The organism is Rhodoferax potami (assembly GCF_032193765.1).
In the GTDB taxonomy this organism is placed as follows: domain Bacteria; phylum Pseudomonadota; class Gammaproteobacteria; order Burkholderiales; family Burkholderiaceae_C; genus Allorhodoferax; species Allorhodoferax potami.
The window spans coordinates 2,261,190-2,277,222 of record NZ_JAVBIJ010000001.1 but is presented as its reverse complement, the minus strand read 5'-3'; the positions used below and the strand labels follow the sequence as shown (position 1 = coordinate 2,277,222).

The 16,033-nt window shown below is 57.7% G+C and carries 14 protein-coding genes; 7 read left to right on the top strand and 7 right to left on the bottom strand.

Features of this window, described 5'->3' with window-relative positions:
- Positions 1-246: 246 nt before the first annotated feature.
- From RAE21_RS10870 to gpmA, 3 genes are all read right to left on the bottom strand, one after another.
- Positions 247-1,008 carry a HesA/MoeB/ThiF family protein gene (locus RAE21_RS10870; protein ID WP_313881386.1) on the bottom strand — a complete coding sequence of 254 codons (762 nt, stop codon included), beginning with the start codon at positions 1,006-1,008 and terminating at the stop codon, positions 247-249.
- A 7-nt stretch (positions 1,009-1,015) separates the two neighbouring features.
- Complete coding sequence (locus tag RAE21_RS10865) at positions 1,016-2,452, bottom strand: S41 family peptidase (RefSeq protein WP_313881385.1); 1,437 nt, start codon at positions 2,450-2,452, stop codon at positions 1,016-1,018.
- A 114-nt stretch (positions 2,453-2,566) separates the two neighbouring features.
- Positions 2,567-3,310: a 2,3-diphosphoglycerate-dependent phosphoglycerate mutase gene (gene gpmA, locus RAE21_RS10860; RefSeq protein WP_313881384.1), complete on the bottom strand. Its 744-nt coding sequence runs from the start codon at positions 3,308-3,310 to the stop codon at positions 2,567-2,569.
- A 104-nt stretch (positions 3,311-3,414) separates the two neighbouring features.
- Between gpmA and RAE21_RS10855 the strand changes: the two genes are divergently transcribed.
- From RAE21_RS10855 to RAE21_RS10840, 4 genes are all read left to right on the top strand, one after another.
- The gene (locus tag RAE21_RS10855; protein ID WP_313881383.1) at positions 3,415-3,822 is read left to right on the top strand and encodes a rhodanese-like domain-containing protein; all 408 of its coding nucleotides are present in this window, start codon (positions 3,415-3,417) and stop codon (positions 3,820-3,822) included.
- A gap of 31 nt (positions 3,823-3,853) precedes the next feature.
- Entirely contained in the window at positions 3,854-4,117 is a 264-nt protein-coding gene (gene grxC, locus RAE21_RS10850; RefSeq protein ID WP_313882696.1) for a glutaredoxin 3, read from the top strand.
- A gap of 84 nt (positions 4,118-4,201) precedes the next feature.
- Entirely contained in the window at positions 4,202-4,657 is a 456-nt protein-coding gene (gene secB, locus RAE21_RS10845; protein ID WP_313875397.1) for a protein-export chaperone SecB, read from the top strand.
- Between the two features lie 54 nt (positions 4,658-4,711).
- Positions 4,712-5,737 (top strand): NAD(P)H-dependent glycerol-3-phosphate dehydrogenase, encoded by a 1,026-nt coding sequence (locus tag RAE21_RS10840; protein ID WP_313881382.1) that lies wholly within the window; start codon positions 4,712-4,714, stop codon positions 5,735-5,737.
- A 2-nt stretch (positions 5,738-5,739) separates the two neighbouring features.
- Here the strand turns inward: RAE21_RS10840 and cphA are convergent, their stop codons facing one another.
- On the bottom strand, positions 5,740-8,313 hold the full coding sequence (cphA, locus tag RAE21_RS10835; protein WP_313881380.1) for a cyanophycin synthetase: 2,574 nt from the start codon (positions 8,311-8,313) through the stop codon (positions 5,740-5,742).
- Between the two features lie 8 nt (positions 8,314-8,321).
- A complete protein-coding gene (locus tag RAE21_RS10830) occupies positions 8,322-10,496 on the bottom strand; it encodes a cyanophycin synthetase (RefSeq protein ID WP_313881379.1) in 2,175 nt (724 codons plus the stop codon).
- 181 nt (positions 10,497-10,677) lie between these two features.
- Between RAE21_RS10830 and RAE21_RS10825 the strand changes: the two genes are divergently transcribed.
- From RAE21_RS10825 to RAE21_RS10815, 3 genes are all read left to right on the top strand, one after another.
- Positions 10,678-12,936 (top strand): cyanophycin metabolism-associated ABC transporter, encoded by a 2,259-nt coding sequence (locus tag RAE21_RS10825; protein ID WP_313881378.1) that lies wholly within the window; start codon positions 10,678-10,680, stop codon positions 12,934-12,936.
- A complete protein-coding gene (locus RAE21_RS10820) occupies positions 12,933-13,424 on the top strand; it encodes a cyanophycin metabolism-associated DUF1854 family protein (RefSeq protein ID WP_313881377.1) in 492 nt (163 codons plus the stop codon). Before RAE21_RS10825 ends, RAE21_RS10820 begins: the two co-directional genes overlap by 4 nt.
- Before the next feature lie 158 nt (positions 13,425-13,582).
- The gene (locus tag RAE21_RS10815) at positions 13,583-14,554 is read left to right on the top strand and encodes a porin (RefSeq protein ID WP_313881376.1); all 972 of its coding nucleotides are present in this window, start codon (positions 13,583-13,585) and stop codon (positions 14,552-14,554) included.
- An 82-nt stretch (positions 14,555-14,636) separates the two neighbouring features.
- On the opposite strand, the gene RAE21_RS10810 is transcribed toward RAE21_RS10815, so the two are convergent.
- Positions 14,637-15,158, bottom strand: coding sequence for a DUF1569 domain-containing protein (locus tag RAE21_RS10810; RefSeq protein ID WP_313881375.1), 522 nt, complete (start codon positions 15,156-15,158; stop codon positions 14,637-14,639).
- 49 nt (positions 15,159-15,207) lie between these two features.
- Entirely contained in the window at positions 15,208-16,032 is an 825-nt protein-coding gene (gene panC, locus RAE21_RS10805; RefSeq protein ID WP_313881374.1) for a pantoate--beta-alanine ligase, read from the bottom strand.
- Between the last annotated feature and the right edge of the window lies 1 nt (position 16,033).

Here is a 16,033-nt window from a genome sequence, read left to right as displayed (position 1 = left end):
TGTATCAAATCCACGCCGCGTTTGCGTTCGACAGCTGTATCAAATCGAAACTGCGTTTGACAGTGGTGTCGTGCTCCAAAAGCGCTCGTGCGTTCTCTAGCCGCAAATGATGCAGCTGTAAGGCAGGGGAGGGGTTTTGTTTTTCCACGATCAGGTTTTGGCGTGATTCAAAGTCTAACAGGAAGCGCTGATTTCCCCGCTCTCCACGGCGAACGCCTTGGGGTTAAAAAGACCGGTTATCTCAGGCTAGTTGTGGCCAATGGAGGTTCCGCAAACAGTGCAAGCGGTATTGCGGGGCAGTCGCATATCGCTCCATTCCATCGACAGTGCATCCAGCAACAAAATCCGGCCAGTGAGGGTGCCCGGAAGCTGTAGCAGCAGTTTGAGCGCTTCAGCCGCTTGCATGGCGCCGATGATTCCGACCAGAGGTGCGAAAACACCCATGGTGGAGCATTGAGTCGCCGGTGGCGCGTCGTCAGGTGGGAACGCGCACGCGTAGCACGGTGCGTTGTGGGTGCGATGGTCAAAAACGGTGATTTGCCCGGCAAACCGGATAGCTGCTCCTGAAACGAGCGGTACCCGATGATGGACACACGCCGCATTAACTGCTTGGCGGGTTTCGAAATTGTCACTGCAGTCCAGCACCACATCCATCTGCGCCACGTGAGCCAACAGCCAGTCGGTATCGGCTCGAATCTGCAAAGGATGAACTTGGGTCAGCGGGTTGATAGCAGCAAGACTGCCGGCCGCAGAAGCCACTTTGGGTCGGCCAATCGCAGCTGATGAGTGGATGATTTGCCGCTGCAAATTGGTCAGGTCTACAACATCGGGGTCTGTCAGTGTGATTTGACCGACTCCCGCAGCCGCAAGATACAGAGCAGCGGGGGCGCCTAGTCCGCCCGCACCCACTATCAAGACATGACTGTCGCAAATCCGGGTCTGTCCTTCGATCCCGATTTCATCGAGCAAGATGTGCCGCGAATACCGCAGCAGTGCCTCGTCCTGCATCGGCGGGTCAGTTGTCTTTGGCTTCTTCTTTGCGCTCCACCTGGGTCTTGCTGACCAAAACAGGCTTGCCCTTCAGGTGGTTGATGGCCTGGATCAGCTGGAAGTCTTTGTCCGAGCCAAACTCAGGCACTTTACGCTCCGAGGCGGGTTTGCGTGACTCTTCCTCCAGGCGCTTCAGTGCCTCCTCACGGGCTTTTTCGCGAGCGGTGTCCTTCTTTTCTTCGCCTTGTCCGCTGGAGAGGTGCTTTTCCAAATCAGCCTCGCGCATACGCAGCGCCGCGAAAGGACTGCCCTCTTCGGTTTCATCCACCATTAGGTCCGGCACGATGCCCTTGGCCTGGATGGAGCGTCCGTTGGGCGTGTAATAACGTGAAGTCGTGATTTTTAGACCAGTGTCAGGGCCCAAAGGCCGGAAGGTTTGCACCGAGCCTTTACCGAATGACTGGCTACCCATGATCGTGGCGCGTTTATGGTCTTGCAATGCGCCTGCCACGATTTCACTGGCGGATGCCGAACCTTCATTGACCAGCACCACCACAGGTACTTTCTTCAATGCAGCAGGCAATGTTTTCAAAGCCTCTGCGCCCGACAGGCCGCGAATATCACTGGCGGAAGCCCGCAGGACTTGCTTGCTTTCCGGGGTCTGGCCGTTGGTGGATACCACCGTCACGTTATCGGGCAAGAAGGCTGCCGACATGGCTACAGCAGCGGTCAGGAGGCCACCTGGGTCGTTGCGCAGGTCCAGCACCAAGCCTTTGATTTTGGGGTCTTGTTTGTAGATTTCGTCTACTTTTTTGGCGAAATCTTCGAAGCTGCGCTCTTGGAATTGACTGACACGTATCCAGGCGTAGCCGGGCTCCACCACTTTTCCACGGACGGATTGCTGCTTGATTTCTTCCCGGATGATCGTGACCGGGAAGGTGCGATTTTCTTCCTTACGGAATATGGTCAGCAGCACTTTGGTATTGGGCTCGCCCCGCATCCGCTTCACGGCTTCGTTCAGGGTCAGCCCTTTGACCGCGGTGTCATCGATTTTGGTGATCAAGTCATTGGTTTTGAGTCCAGCGCGGAAGGCGGGAGATCCCTCAATGGGTGAGACGACTTTGACAAGGCCGTCCTCTTGGGTAATTTCGATGCCGACACCCACAAACTTTCCGGAGGTACCTTCTCGGAATTCTTTGAATGCCTTTTTATCGAAATACTGAGAATGCGGATCCAGACTGGCAACCATCCCAGTGATGGCGTCGGTGATCAGCTTTTTCTCGTCTACAGGTTCCACATAGTCACTCTTGACCATTCCGAATACGGTCGCAAGCTGCTGTAGCTCTTCCAGCGGCAAGGGAGCGAGTGAATTGCGCGCAACGGTTTGCAACGAAACGGTGGTGAGTGCACCAGCAACAACCCCTAATGCAACCCAGCCGGTGATTTTTAGTTTGTGACCCATAGTTTTTCCTGTGTCGTCTCAATATACACCTTGGAGTTGCAACCCTCGTACCAGTTCCGCGAAGACCTGCAAAAACGCCCGCTGTAGCGGGCGTTTAATGAGAATCTCCAGGGATCAGGCCTTGCCCTGAGATGCAACTGCTGCCGCTGCCTTGGCTGCTGCCTCCGCATCGCCGAGGTAGTAGTGGCGAATCGGCTTGAGGTTTTCGTCGAGCTCGTAAACCAATGGAATGCCATTGGGGACGTTGACGCCGACGATGTCATCGTCAGAAATTTTGTCCAAGTACTTGATCAATGCGCGGATCGAGTTGCCGTGCGCTGCCAGCACGATGCGCTTGCCTGCCTTGATGGCAGGGGCAATCGATTCATTCCAGAAGGGAATTACACGGTCTACCGTGTCTTTCAGGCATTCTGTGAGCGGAATTTGTTCTGCAGGGAGCTTGGCGTAGCGGATATCTGAGCGTTCGCTGCGGGGGTCTGTGGCTTCCAGCGCAGGTGGCGGCGTGTCGTAGCTCCGGCGCCATACCAAGACTTGCGCGTCGCCGTACTGTTTGGCCATGTCGGTTTTGTTCAAACCCTGTAAGGCGCCGTAGTGGCGTTCATTCAGGCGCCAGCTGTGCACGACCGGCAGCCATGTGCGGTCCATTTCATCGAGTGTGTGCCACAAAGTGCGGATGGCGCGCTTGAGCACGCTGGTGTAGGCCACATCAAATTCATACCCCTCCGCTTTGAGCAGTCGACCTGCATTTTTGGCTTGTTCAACCCCGGTAGGTGTGAGGTCTACATCGGTCCATCCGGTGAAGCGATTTTCAAGATTCCAAGTGGATTCGCCGTGGCGTACGAGGACTAATTTGTACATGGGTGTGCGTTCAAACGTTGATAAAACCGGCCGGAGTGTCCGTCAGCTGGAGGAGCTCCATTCTAAAATGGCGTCTCCGAGCCAAGTAACCAAGAAGGAACAAAGTGAAATTTTTTATCGATAACTGGATGCTGATCGCGATCGCACTGTCGTCTGGCGGCTTGCTGCTGTGGCCCGTGTTCCAGGGCGCGACTGCAGTGGGCATTGACTCCGGCAAGGCCATTCAGTTGATTAACCGTGAAAAAGCCAACGTGGTGGATGTGTCTGACGCTGCCGAGTTTGCTGCCGGTCACATCGTTGGTTCCAAGAATCTCCCGCTCGCTGAGTTGGAGGCAAAGCTCGCAGGCGCCGTGAAAAACAAAGGCCTGCCCTTGGTGCTGGTTTGCCAAAGTGGTGCGCGGTCTGCCAAGGCAGTCAACATTGCCAAGAAACTGGGTTACGAGCAGGCCCAATCGATGCAGGGTGGGCTGAAAGCGTGGAAATTGGCTAATCTCCCAGTTGAAAAAGCCTGATCCGGGCTGACGATCTAAAGGAATGAGCTCCATGCAAGCCGTGAAGATGTACACCACCGCTGTCTGCCCTTACTGTGTGCAGGCCAAGCGCATTTTGAAATCCAAAGGCGTTGACACGATCGAAGAGATTCGTGTCGACGCCAACCCCGATGAGCGCATGAAAATGATGGAGCTCACCGGACGACGCACGGTGCCCCAAATTTTCATTGGCGATATCCACGTGGGCGGTTGCGATGATTTGATGGCGCTGGACAGCAGCGGCGGCTTGCTGCCTTTGTTGGGTGCTGTAGCCTGACATAATTCTCACCAACGAATTCTGTTTTCGTAGCCCGTCGGCGTTGTGCTGGCGGGCTTCTGTTTATCTAGAGAGACCTCAGACATGGCTGACCAAGATCCCGTTTTCCAGATTCAACGCGTCTACCTCAAGGAGGCGTCGTTGGAGCAACCCAACTCTCCTGCGATTCTGTTGGAGCAAGAGCAGCCATCCGTAGACATCCAGCTCGGCGTTGAGGCAGCTCCCGTCGCAGACGGCGTGTACGAAGTGTGTGTGACTGCTACTGTGCAGACCAAAATCAAAGACAAAACCGTTTTCTTGGTAGAAGCCAAGCAGGCCGGAATTTTTGAAATTCGCAACCTCGGCCAGGAACAACTGAGCCAGATCATGGGCATTGCTTGCCCGCAAATCGTGTACCCCTATTTGCGCGGTAACGTGGCGGACTTGATTCAACGCGGTGGTTTTCCGCCGGTCCATCTCTCGGAAATCAACTTCCAGGCCATGTACGAGCAGCAGCAAATGGAAGCTGCAGGCGCTGCTGCGGGCACTTTGCCGCAATAACGTGGTTCAGAGAGGTTTTGGCCTCTCGCCCACGTTTTATCAGCGCAAGTAGCTATGAAAATCATAGTAATCGGCGCAGGGGCCTGGGGTACGGCGCTCGCCATCAGCGCTGCCCGCAATGAACGGCAAGCGCACGCAGTGACCTTGTGGGCGCGAGATGCCGTTGCGGTGGAGCAGATGACGGCAGAGCGCGTGAATCATCGCTACTTGCCCGGTTGCGGCTTTCCGCCGGCTTTGAATGTCACGAACGAAGACATTTCCACGCTGTTGGCTCCGCCTGATGGTCGCGGCTTTGATCTTGTGATCATCGCTACGCCCATGGCCGGGTTGCGGTCGACCTTGCAACAAGTGGCCCACATGCAGTGCACTGTGGCTTGGTTGTGCAAGGGATTTGAAGCGCCCATGGAGCCGGGTGCGCCCGGTTTGCTGGGGTACGAGGTTTTGCAGGCCGTCGCTCCCCATTTGCAAGCGGGGGTATTGAGTGGACCTAGCTTTGCCCAAGAAGTGGCAGCCGGACAACCAACTGCTTTGGTCGCTGCCAGCCCGCATGAGTCGGTGCGGCGCTTGCTGGTCGAGGCCTTTCACAGCCCTGAACTTCGTGTGTACGCCAATGAAGACGTTGCAGGGGTAGAGGTTGGCGGCGCAGTGAAAAATGTGCTCGCAATCGCAACCGGCTTGTGCGATGGCCTTCATCTCGGGCTGAATGCGCGCGCCGCCCTGATCACCCGTGGATTAGCAGAAATGACCCGGCTTGGCATCGCGCTCGGTGCGAAAGCAGAAACCTTCATGGGCCTGAGCGGCTTGGGAGATTTGGTCCTTACCGCCACGGGTGACCTGTCCCGCAACCGCAAGGTGGGCCAAGCCTTGGCAGCCAACAAAACCCTGGAGCAGGCAGTGGCGGAATTGGGCCATGTGGCCGAAGGTGTGTACAGCGCGCGTACCGTATGGCAGCGTGCCAGCACCTTGGGTGTACCGATGCCGATCACCCAGGCGGTGGTGGGCTTGTTGGACGGGCAGTTAAAAGCCCATCAGGCAGTCGCTGCGCTGATGGGCCGGGGGCCGGTTTCCGAGATTTACTAAGCTCAGGTATCGCTCGCCACTTTGGCGGCGATATGGGCCATGGCCTCTTCGACCTGATCGACCAAAACCAGGCACAACTCTCCGGGCTGGAGTTTGTTCATGGCTGAGTCGATCGCAAGAAACTCCCCGAACACCTCGGATTGTTCTTTGGTTCGCTTGGCGTTGGCCAAGCCTTCGCGCAGCAAGGCAAGGACCTCGCCATCATTGCGGCCCCGTTGGCATTGGTCTTCGAACATCACGACTTCGTCGAAGGCATCGCCCAGGATTTCCGTTTGTTGGCGGATATCTTGGTCGCGGCGGTCGCCAGCGCCACTGATCACGACAGACCTGCGAGTAGCCGGCAAGGCTTGCACCGCTTGGACGAGCGCCAGCATCGCATCAGGGTTATGGCCGTAGTCTGCAATCACCGTCGCACCCCGGTACTTGAACAGGTTGAATCGGCCTGCGGCGTTGTGACTGTCATTGGCGAAATTGGCTAGGCCTTTGCGAATCACATCCCACGAAATACCTAAAGACCAAGCCGCTGCCACACTCGCCATCACGTTGTCGACCTGGAAGCCAATGGCACCGTTCAGGGTGATCGGCACTTCGCTCAGTGCGATCGTTTGCAGCGTGTCGCCCTTGCTGGCCACAATGTTTCCGCCCTCCACGTAGACGACGGCTTGGCCTTGTGCACGGTGGGTGGCCATCACCGGATGGGTAATGTCCGCCGCAAAGAAAATCACTTCTCCTTTGCACTTGGGTGCCATCTTCGCCACGATCGGGTCTGCGGCATTGAGCACTGCGGCACCGGTGGGCGCGACGTTTTGCACAATGACACGCTTGAGCACAGCCAGCTCATTGACCGTCGTAATGAAGTTCAAGCCGAGATGGTCACCGCTACCGATGTTGGTCACCACCGCCACGTCGCAGTGGTCAAAAGCCAAACCTTCCCGAAGAATGCCACCGCGCGCTGTTTCCAACACGGCGGCATCGACGTCCGGGTGTAGCAACACGCTCTTGGCGCTCTTGGGGCCGCTGCAGTCGCCTGAGTCGATGCAATCCCCGTTGACGTAGACACCGTTGGTATTGGTCATGCCGACTCGCATGCCGTTCTGATTCAGCAAGTGAGAAATGAGGCGCACGGTTGTCGTTTTACCGTTGGTGCCGGTCACGGCCACGATGGGAATGCGACCGTTCTGCCCTTTCTTGAACATGCTGCCAATGATGGCTTCGCCCACCGCGCGGCCTTTACCAAAAGAGGGCGACAAATGCATGCGCAAGCCCGGCGCTGCGTTGACTTCCACAATGCCGCCGCCCTGTTCTTCCAGCGGGCGGAGAATGGTGTCACACACCACGTCAACACCGCAGATATCCAAGCCCACCATGTGAGCGGCAGCGATGGCGCGAGCGGCCACGTCCGGGTGCACATCATCGGTCACGTCTGTGGCCGAGCCACCGGTCGAGAGATTCGCGTTATTGCGCAAATTCACTCGCTGGCCCTTGGCAGGCACCGAGTCTGCGTTGAAGCCTTGGTTCGCGAGGGTCGTTTTCGCGATTTCATCAAAGCGGATCTTGGTGAGCGAGGTGGAATGCCCTGAGCCACGCCTTGGGTCGGCGTTCACCTGGGCCACCAGTTCCGCAATAGTGTGCACCCCATCGCCCACCACTTTGGGCGGGTCCCGACGGGCGGCCGCAACCAATTTGTCGCCTACCACCAGCAAACGGAAATCATTGCCCGGCATGAAACGTTCGACCAGAACGTCATCGCGGAATTCTTTCGCGACCTCAAAAGCCCGGATCAATTGTTCCCGGCTGGTGATGTTGACGGTGACGCCTTTGCCTTGGTTGCCGTCGTTGGGCTTGACCACGACGGGCAAGCCGATTTCTTGAGCTGCGGCCCATGCGTCATCCGCATCGACCACAGAGCGCCCACCGGGCACCGGCACACCCGCAGCAGACAACAGCTTTTTGGTGAGTTCCTTGTCTTGCGCGATGGCTTCAGCGATCGCGCTGGTCACATCCATTTCAGCGGCTTGGATACGACGTTGTTTGCTGCCCCATCCGAGGCGCACCATGCTGCCTTCGGTCATGCGGCTGTAAGGGATCCCACGCGCTACTGCCGCGTCCACAATAGAGCCTGTGCTTGGTCCTAGGCGTACATCTTCATCCAGCTCTCGCAGGGCCTCAAGGGCAGCTTGCAAGTCAAAGGGCGTGTCGTGCAGCGCAGAGTTACAGAGTTTTTCTGCCCACTCCATCGCCAAGTGGCCGACTTCCTCTTCGCTGTATTCCACAACCACCTGATAAACGTGTTTGTCGACCGTGGGTGTGGTGCAGCTGAAAGTCACCGGGCAGCCGGCTTGCGCTTGCAGACCCAATGCGACCAACTCCAAAACGCGCGCCAAAGACACGCTCTCCAAGTGTCCTACCGGTTGAAAGGGGCTGACCTCCGGAAAACGAGCGCGGAGTTTGGCCTCAAAGCCCGGGATGGAGGACACGGCGTCCTCTTCTGAGGTGCAAATCACAACCGATTGAATGGCTGTGTGGTGGCTCCACAAGTTGGGGCCGCGTAATGCGCGAATGCGGGTAACTTCCATGGCTGAGCTCAGTAAGGTGTTTTCTTGGGGGTGGACTCGAAGGTGCGCAAACCGGCACCGATCAACTCCACCGGGATGTCGAGTGCCCACGCTGCGCCAATAGCTGCCATGACCATCTCCGGCTTTTCAGCCTTGGCGGGCTTGAGGGTCGATAGTGGGATCATCGAAATATCCTGTTCGCCTTGCGCCAAGACAATCTCGCCGGCGCGCAGAAACACGGTTCGCCCGCCTTTGCTGCGATGCGTTTGTATGGCGGGTGATGTCTCATCCAGGGCATAGAAAATGACCTTGCCGTCACACAGCTCAGCCAGTTCTACTACTTGAGCGTCTGCCGCATTGAGCACCGCAGTTCCGCTGGGCAGCACCACATCCACTTGTGTTCGCGCTACTTTGTACGCCTGCTCCGCGTCCAGGATATCGAACTCCACCAGATCTTGGGTGTTGCTGATGTCCGTCACCACGCCCACGGCACAGCGGTCATAAGCCAAGCCCTCTGCCAATATCATGCGGCTGCTGTTTTCAAACACCGCCGCTTGCACCGAGCGGTTGATCAGTACGCGCTGGCTCGGTTCCCAATGTGCACTATCGCGACTGTCGATTTGACGCCCGTCGAGGTACAGGCCCTCGCTGCACGCCAGGCCCACATGCTTGCCGCTAATGTGCACTAGCCAGGCAATCAAGCGCGCAAGCCTGCCTGTATGTTGGGTGCCGGTGACCCCGATTACAGGAATCCGCGCTTCCGCGTCCGGCGTGAACAGGTGCTCCACGATGGCCTTGCCGACATTGCGTGGAGTACCCACTGCTGGCTTGATGTGAAACAGCAGGCCAGGGCTGGCATTGACCTCGATGACCGCGCCGCGCTGGCTCTTGAGGGGCTTGGAGCAATCCTCCAGCACCATATCAATGCCGGCAATATCCAGGCCCACCACCCGCGCAGCCAGTGCCGCAGCGGCGGCAACTGTGGGGTGCACCTCGTCGGTCACATCCCACGCGACGTTGCCATTGCGCTGGATCAAAACACGTTGCCCACTCGCCGGGACCGACTCGGGTGTCAATCCGGCACGGCGCAACACCAGTTGGACCTCGGGGCTTTTGTCGGGTTCTATGGGGGAGAGTGGCAATTCTTCAGCTTCGCCACGGCGGGGGTCGCTGTTGATTTGGGTGTTCACCAATTGGGTGACGGTGGATTGGCCATCACCTGTGACCCACGCAGACTCTCCACGGGCTGCTGCAACTACCTGCTTGCCCACCACCAACAGGCGATGCTCATCGCCGGGGATGAACTTTTCGACAATCACACTGCCGCTGCTCTGCTCTTTGGCCACATGAAAGGCGGTCTCTACACTGGCTTGGTCGGATAGGTCCAGTGTGACACCCCGCCCATGGTTCCCATCGTAGGGTTTGACGGCGACGGGCAAACCGATGTCTTGAGCCGCTTCCCAGGCTTTTTCAGGGGAGTTCACCAAAGTGCCTTCCGGCACCGGCACACCGCAAGCCTTCAGCAGGCTTTTGGTCAGATCTTTGTCACTGGCGATTTCTTCTGCAATGGCAGACGTCTGGTCGGTTTCTGCTGTCCAGATCCGTCGTTGGGCAATGCCGTAACCCAGTTGCACCAGGTTGCCCTCGGTCAGCCGGATAGATGGAATGCCGCGATCGGTGGCCGCATCCACAATATTGGAGGTACTGGGTCCGAGACACAGGGAGTCGACCATGTCGCGCAACTCGGTCAATTGGGCTTCGAGGGCGTAGGCGGTGTTGTTGATGGCGGCCATGATCAAATCGCGGGCCACCACCAGCGCCTTGCGCCCGATTTGCTCTTGCCGGGTGCGGAAGGCTATTTTGTAGACCCCGGGCTTGGACATCTGGCGCGCTTTGCCAAAACTGGTCTGCATCCCGCTGAGGTTTTGAATCTCAAGGGCCACATGTTCCATGATGTGGGCGGCCCATGTGCCTTCACGCAAGCGCTCCAGAAAGCCGCCGCGCACTCCGGGACTGCATTTGTGCTCAATCAAGCCGGGTAGCCAAGTCGTCAAGCGCTCGTAAAAGCCGGGCAGCGTGTTGGAAGGGAAGTCTTCCAGCTCACCGATGTCCACCCAAGCCTCGATCACCGGGCGATAGGTCCAGATATTGGGGCCACGAAGGTGTGTGACCCGCAGGATTTCAATATTTTTCTTGGCTGTCATGGCTTATTGGGAAAGAGCGGTCCACCATTGTTACGCGCAATGCGTTGAGTATTCTCGCTCACAGAAGCGGCTCGCTTCGACTGCTGTGCGCTTGCGCGTAGTATCGACTGCCTGAAGATGGGCGGCCCGTGAGGCCTGCCACTTTGAAAAACTGACTCAAATTCATCCTTTTTTGCGATCCATGACTTCCGAAGCCTCTGCTTTTTCTGCGCTATCCGGCGATTTGCCTTCTGCCTGGCGGGAAGCGGTTCAAAAACAACTCCGTCCCCATGAGAACGTCTTGGCTGCGCTGGAGGTTGACCTTGACCAACAACTGCACTTTGTGAAGGGGCTGGTGCTGCTCACCAACCAGCGGTTGCTCGCCTGTGAGGGGGCAACGCAGATTTGGTCTGGTTGGGACTTGCAGGCCGGGCAGACGCTGTTGCACCACGATCATGCCGGCGTGGGGCACCTGAACCTGGTGGACGCCAGCGCATTGCGCGGTAGCTGGCGGTTTACCCTGGGACAGAACCTGCAGGCGATTCGCTTGGTCGATCAATTCCATTCCCAGCTGGAGAGCACCGTGTCGGGCAAGCCTCTTGCCCAAGCGCTCACCCAGGTGTGCCCGAGTTGCAAGGCGCCGCTGGACCCTGAGCAGGAAGAGTGCCCGGTGTGCACAAAAGTGGTTCACACGCCGCCCAGCACCTGGACTTTGTTCCGCCTGTGGCGTTTTGCGCGGCCCTACCGCGGGCAGCTCCTCCTCGGCTTTTTCCTGACGCTGTTGGGCACTGCGGCCAATTTGGTCCCGCCGTATCTCACGATGCCCCTGATGGACAACGTGTTGATCCCGTTCCAGAACGGCCAAAAAATTGATCCTATGTTGGTGGGCATGTACATGGGTGGCTTGCTCGGGTCGGCACTGCTGGCGTGGGTGCTGAGTTGGGCCAAGACGTACATCCTCGCGCTTGTCTCGGAGCGTATTGGCGCCGACTTGCGCACGACGACCTACGAACACCTTTTACGCTTGTCGCTCGAATACTTTGGTGGCAAGCGGACCGGGGATTTGATGTCGCGCATCGGCAGCGAAAGTGACCGGATCTGCGTGTTTTTGTCGCTGCATCTGCTGGACTTCGCGACCGATGTGATCATGCTGACGATGACCGCCATCATCCTCTTCTCCATCAACCCCTGGTTGGCGGTAGTGACCTTGGTGCCGCTTCCCTTCATTGCCTGGATGATCCACTTTGTGCGGGATCGCCTACGCACCGGGTTCGAGAAAATCGACCGTGTGTGGGGTGAGGTCACCAATGTACTGGCCGACACCATCCCCGGTATCCGGGTAGTCAAGGCGTTTGCACAAGAGACCCGCGAAGCCAGCCGCTTCCGCGAGGCCAACAAGCACAACTTGGTGGTCAATGACCGCATCAACAAAATCTGGTCGCTGTTTTCGCCCAGCGTTTCGTTTTTGACAGAGCTGGGCCTGTTGGTGGTGTGGGCGTTTGGTATCTGGCAAGTGTCCCAGGGTGAGATCACCGTGGGCGTTTTGACGGCATTCATTGCCTACATCAGCCGCTTTTACGGACGCTTGGATTCCATGAGCCGTATCGTGTCGGTGACCCAAAAGTCAGCCTCTGCAGCCAAACGAATCTTTGACATCCTGGACCACGTATCCAGCGTGCCAGAGCCGGTGAACCCGGTTCCAATGGGCAAGGTCCAGGGCAGCATTGAGGTGCGCGATGTGGGCTTCCGTTACGGCAATCGCGAGGTCAACCGCGGCATCAATCTGAAAATCGCACCCGGAGAAATGGTGGGTCTCGTAGGCCACAGTGGTTCCGGTAAGAGTACGCTGGTCAATCTGATTTGCCGTTTCTACGACGTATCAGAGGGCGCTATTCTGGTGGACGGTGTGGACATCCGCTCGTATGCCATTTCGGACTACCGGCAGAACATTGGCCTCGTGTTGCAAGAGCCATTTTTGTTCTTCGGCACGATTGCGGACAACATTGCATACGGCAAGCCTGATGCGACCCGTTCGCAAATCATCGCAGCAGCCCGCGCGGCCCATGCCCACGAGTTCATTTTGCGTTTGCCCCAAGGGTATGACTCCATGGTGGGGGAGCGCGGCCAAGGCCTGTCCGGTGGCGAGCGCCAACGTATCTCGATTGCGCGTGCGCTGCTGATTGACCCCCGCATATTGATCCTCGATGAGGCCACCTCGTCCGTGGACTCAGAGACCGAGAAAGAAATTCAAAAGGCGCTTGAGAACTTGGTGCAAGGCCGCACCACGATTGCGATTGCGCACCGCCTGTCGACCCTGCACCGTGCGGACCGCTTGGTCGTACTAGATCGCGGCAAGGTGGTAGAGGAGGGCGCCCATGATGCGCTGATGGCGACCGAGGGCGCGTACTTCAACCTGTACCAAGCCCAAGCCCGCAACAACCTGATTGAGGAGGCCGCATGAGCGCGCTTTACACCGTGACCGCCAGCCGCTTTGCACTGGAGCGCACCCCTTTTGGCAAGCTGGTGCTGACCAATGAAGCCGGTGAGCGCTTTGAAGGCGTGGTGCCCGTGCGCGCCTTTCCCATCCAGTCTCCCGAGGACGGTATCTCGATCGTGAGCCAGGACGGCAAAGAGGTAGGCTGGGTGGACCTGCTTGCCGATGTTCCACAACCCGCGCAAGACCTGATCCGCGCGGAATTGGCTACGCGTGAATTCATGCCGGTGATTGAGCGGATCGTGTCGGTGACCAGCTACTCGACGCCCTGCACTTGGTCGGTAGAAACCAACCGCGGGCCGACAGACTTTGTGCTCCGGGGTGATGAGGACATCCGCCGGATTGGCAAAGGCAACGCCTTGCTGATCTCTGATGCACATGGCATTCAATACCTGGTGCGGGACCAGTTCGCCATGGATGCCCAGGGTAAAAAAATACTCGACCGCTTTTTGTGACCGTGCCGACAGCACGATGGCTTGAAGCGGTGGTTGTGCACCGTTTCATCAAATCTTCATAGGCGTTGCACGAATTTGTCGCATTGACTCTTCAGACTCCGGCACCTGTTGCATCAGCTCGGATGCAGCGTAAAAAGTGCATCAATCTGGAGTTTGAAATGTTGAATAAATCTGTCGTTGCAATCGCAGTTGCAACCCTTGCAATGGGCGTTCAGGCGGGCGAACTGGCTACTGACAAAGACGTGAAGTTTGAAGTCAACGTGGACGTTGGCACCTACCACGTCAGCAAGCGCAACGCGGCTGGCCGTGATATCAATGAAGTGATGGGCAAGGGTCTGAACCAAGTCGAAATCAAGGCGACCAAGAACATCAATGAAGACATCTCCATCTTCGGTGAAATCGAAGTGGACTACGACCCCGTTGTCGACAATTCCAACTTTGTGTCTGACGACACCCGCGTAGGCATTGCCAGCAAGAAGTATGGTCGCTTTTCTGCAGGTCAGTTCGACAGCTACATTGAAGACAACGTGATGGAAGTGTTGGGCGTCGGTCACGGTGAAAACGGCTTCATGACTGAGCCGGGCTCTGCCAACAAAGGCCGTCACTTGCAATACAGCCACAAATTGGGTGATCTGACTTTTGCGGTCGACTACACCTCTGCGATTGGCCCCACAACCAACCCAGAGAACTCCAATGGTTTTGCCTTGGCAGCCAGCTACAAATTCGGCAACCTGACATTGGCAGGTGGCTGGAGCGAATTCGCCAAGTACAAGGCGGATGCCTCCAAAACCCAAGGTGAACTCAATACCGACCGCTATGCCACCGGTTTGGCCGCCACTTACCAAATGGGCAACCTCGGCTTGAAGGGCCTGGTCGCTGAAGTGGAAAGCACCACCAAAATCAAGACCAGCTACACCGGCGTGGCATTGACCTACGTGATGGGCCAGTTCGATTTTGGCGTGTCCATGCAAAAAGTGAAGCCAGAGAATGCCAACGGCCGCGATGAGTGGTCCGCAGGCGTTGGCTACACACCGTTCAAGAACATGCAGTTCTATCTGGACTTCGCTGGTTTGGCTAAACCCAAGGGCGAAGGCGATGTGGTGGAAATGGGTCTCAAGTACACCTTCTAAGCGCTTTCAAGGATTCCAAGGTTTTATGCCCGAGCGCAAGCCCGGGCTTTTTTCATGGTGGCCTTGCCGGGCGCCTGGTGAATCAGGCTTTGAGTTTGAACCCCGATAGGTGCTGCGCCAAATGCATGGCATGCGCCTGCTCGTAGTCCGGTTTACCTAGTGTTCCGTAGGCAAAATGCGGTTGGAGCGGTGCCGTCCAGGCGGTAAACGCAGCCATGGCATTTTGTAGCTGGGCCAGTGATGCGGCAGCGGGGGCGTCTGCCGCCAGTGGAGGCGCACCGGGTATGGGCTCTGCAAGGTCGTGGATCATGCGGCCCCGCCATTGAAAAAAGCGGAAGGCTGCAGCGCCAGCCGTGTTTTGGAACACGGCTGACTTGGGCTCCGGAAACCCGGTCATGGAGAACTCAATGCTCTGCGCGCAATGCTCGAGAGTCTGGCTCCAGGACCAAACCGCGTTGGAGTCCAGCGGTGCAGCACTCAACCGCTGGAGCTCGTCTGCCACCTGTTGCAGGGTGCTGAATTGCAGTCCCCGGTCCTCGCCCGCAGCGCACGCTGTCAGAGTGCCGCTGGCCACCAATACAGCCAGCTCGGCGCTGCGCTTCAAGCAACTTCTTCTCTGCAAATCCGGCGATGCGTGCATGGCAGGCGCCCTTTTAAACTTCCATGTTGTCGATGAGGCGTGTGCTACCCAAGCGGGCGGCCGCTAGCACCACTTTGGCATCGCCTGCCTGTGGGGCCTGCAGGTCTGACTGGCGGCGCACAGCCACATAGTCGGGCATCCAACCGGCGGCGCGCAGCGATTGCATGCCGTCGTTTTCCAGCCGCGCGAGGTCGGTCTCGCCGGAGCGCACGGCGTTCACGATGCCGCGCAAGATGCTGGACAACAACAAGGCCTCTTCCCGCTGTGCCGGAGTCAGGTAGCCATTGCGGCTGGAGAGCGCCAGGCCTGCCTCGTTACGCTGGGTCTCACCGCCGACCACGTCGATCGGCAAAGCGAACTGCTTGACCATATTGCGGATCACCATCAGCTGCTGGTAGTCTTTTTTGCCGAACAGGGCGGTACGCGCTTGGGTGACTGCCAACAACTTCATGACCACCGTACACACCCCGATGAAAAAACCGGGGCGGAAGTGGCCTTCCAGAATATCTGCCAGCTCAGTCGGAGGGTGCACCTTGAAAGTTTGTGCCTGAGGGTAAAGCTCGCTCTCTTTGGGGGCAAACACAATATCGCAACCCGCAGCTTCCAGGTGTTGGCAATCTGCTTCCAGGGTCCGAGGGTAGGTATCGAAATCCTCGTGCGGTGCAAATTGCAACCGGTTTACAAAAATGGTGGAAATCGTCACGTCGCCCAGCGGCTTGGCCTGGCGCACCAAGGCCAAGTGCCCGGCATGCAAGTTGCCCATGGTGGGCACGACGGCTGGGTGACGGTACTGGCTGAGTGCCTCGCGTAGCTCAGAAATAGTGTGAATCAGTTGCATC

What these genes read in the sequence shown, in the direction of transcription:
- RAE21_RS10825 (WP_313881378.1), top strand. Translation starts at nt 10,678, where the DNA reads ATGACTTCCGAAGCCTCTGCTTTTTCTGCGCTATCCGGCGATTTGCCT.
- panC (WP_313881374.1), bottom strand. Translation starts at nt 16,032, where the DNA reads ATGCAACTGATTCACACTATTTCTGAGCTACGCGAGGCACTCAGCCAG.
- gpmA (WP_313881384.1), bottom strand. Translation starts at nt 3,310, where the DNA reads ATGTACAAATTAGTCCTCGTACGCCACGGCGAATCCACTTGGAATCTT.
- cphA (WP_313881380.1), bottom strand. Translation starts at nt 8,313, where the DNA reads ATGGAAGTTACCCGCATTCGCGCATTACGCGGCCCCAACTTGTGGAGC.
- secB (WP_313875397.1), top strand. Translation starts at nt 4,202, where the DNA reads ATGGCTGACCAAGATCCCGTTTTCCAGATTCAACGCGTCTACCTCAAG.
- RAE21_RS10820 (WP_313881377.1), top strand. Translation starts at nt 12,933, where the DNA reads ATGAGCGCGCTTTACACCGTGACCGCCAGCCGCTTTGCACTGGAGCGC.
- RAE21_RS10830 (WP_313881379.1), bottom strand. Translation starts at nt 10,496, where the DNA reads ATGACAGCCAAGAAAAATATTGAAATCCTGCGGGTCACACACCTTCGT.
- RAE21_RS10865 (WP_313881385.1), bottom strand. Translation starts at nt 2,452, where the DNA reads ATGGGTCACAAACTAAAAATCACCGGCTGGGTTGCATTAGGGGTTGTT.
- RAE21_RS10840 (WP_313881382.1), top strand. Translation starts at nt 4,712, where the DNA reads ATGAAAATCATAGTAATCGGCGCAGGGGCCTGGGGTACGGCGCTCGCC.
- RAE21_RS10815 (WP_313881376.1), top strand. Translation starts at nt 13,583, where the DNA reads ATGTTGAATAAATCTGTCGTTGCAATCGCAGTTGCAACCCTTGCAATG.
- grxC (WP_313882696.1), top strand. Translation starts at nt 3,854, where the DNA reads ATGCAAGCCGTGAAGATGTACACCACCGCTGTCTGCCCTTACTGTGTG.
- RAE21_RS10870 (WP_313881386.1), bottom strand. Translation starts at nt 1,008, where the DNA reads ATGCAGGACGAGGCACTGCTGCGGTATTCGCGGCACATCTTGCTCGAT.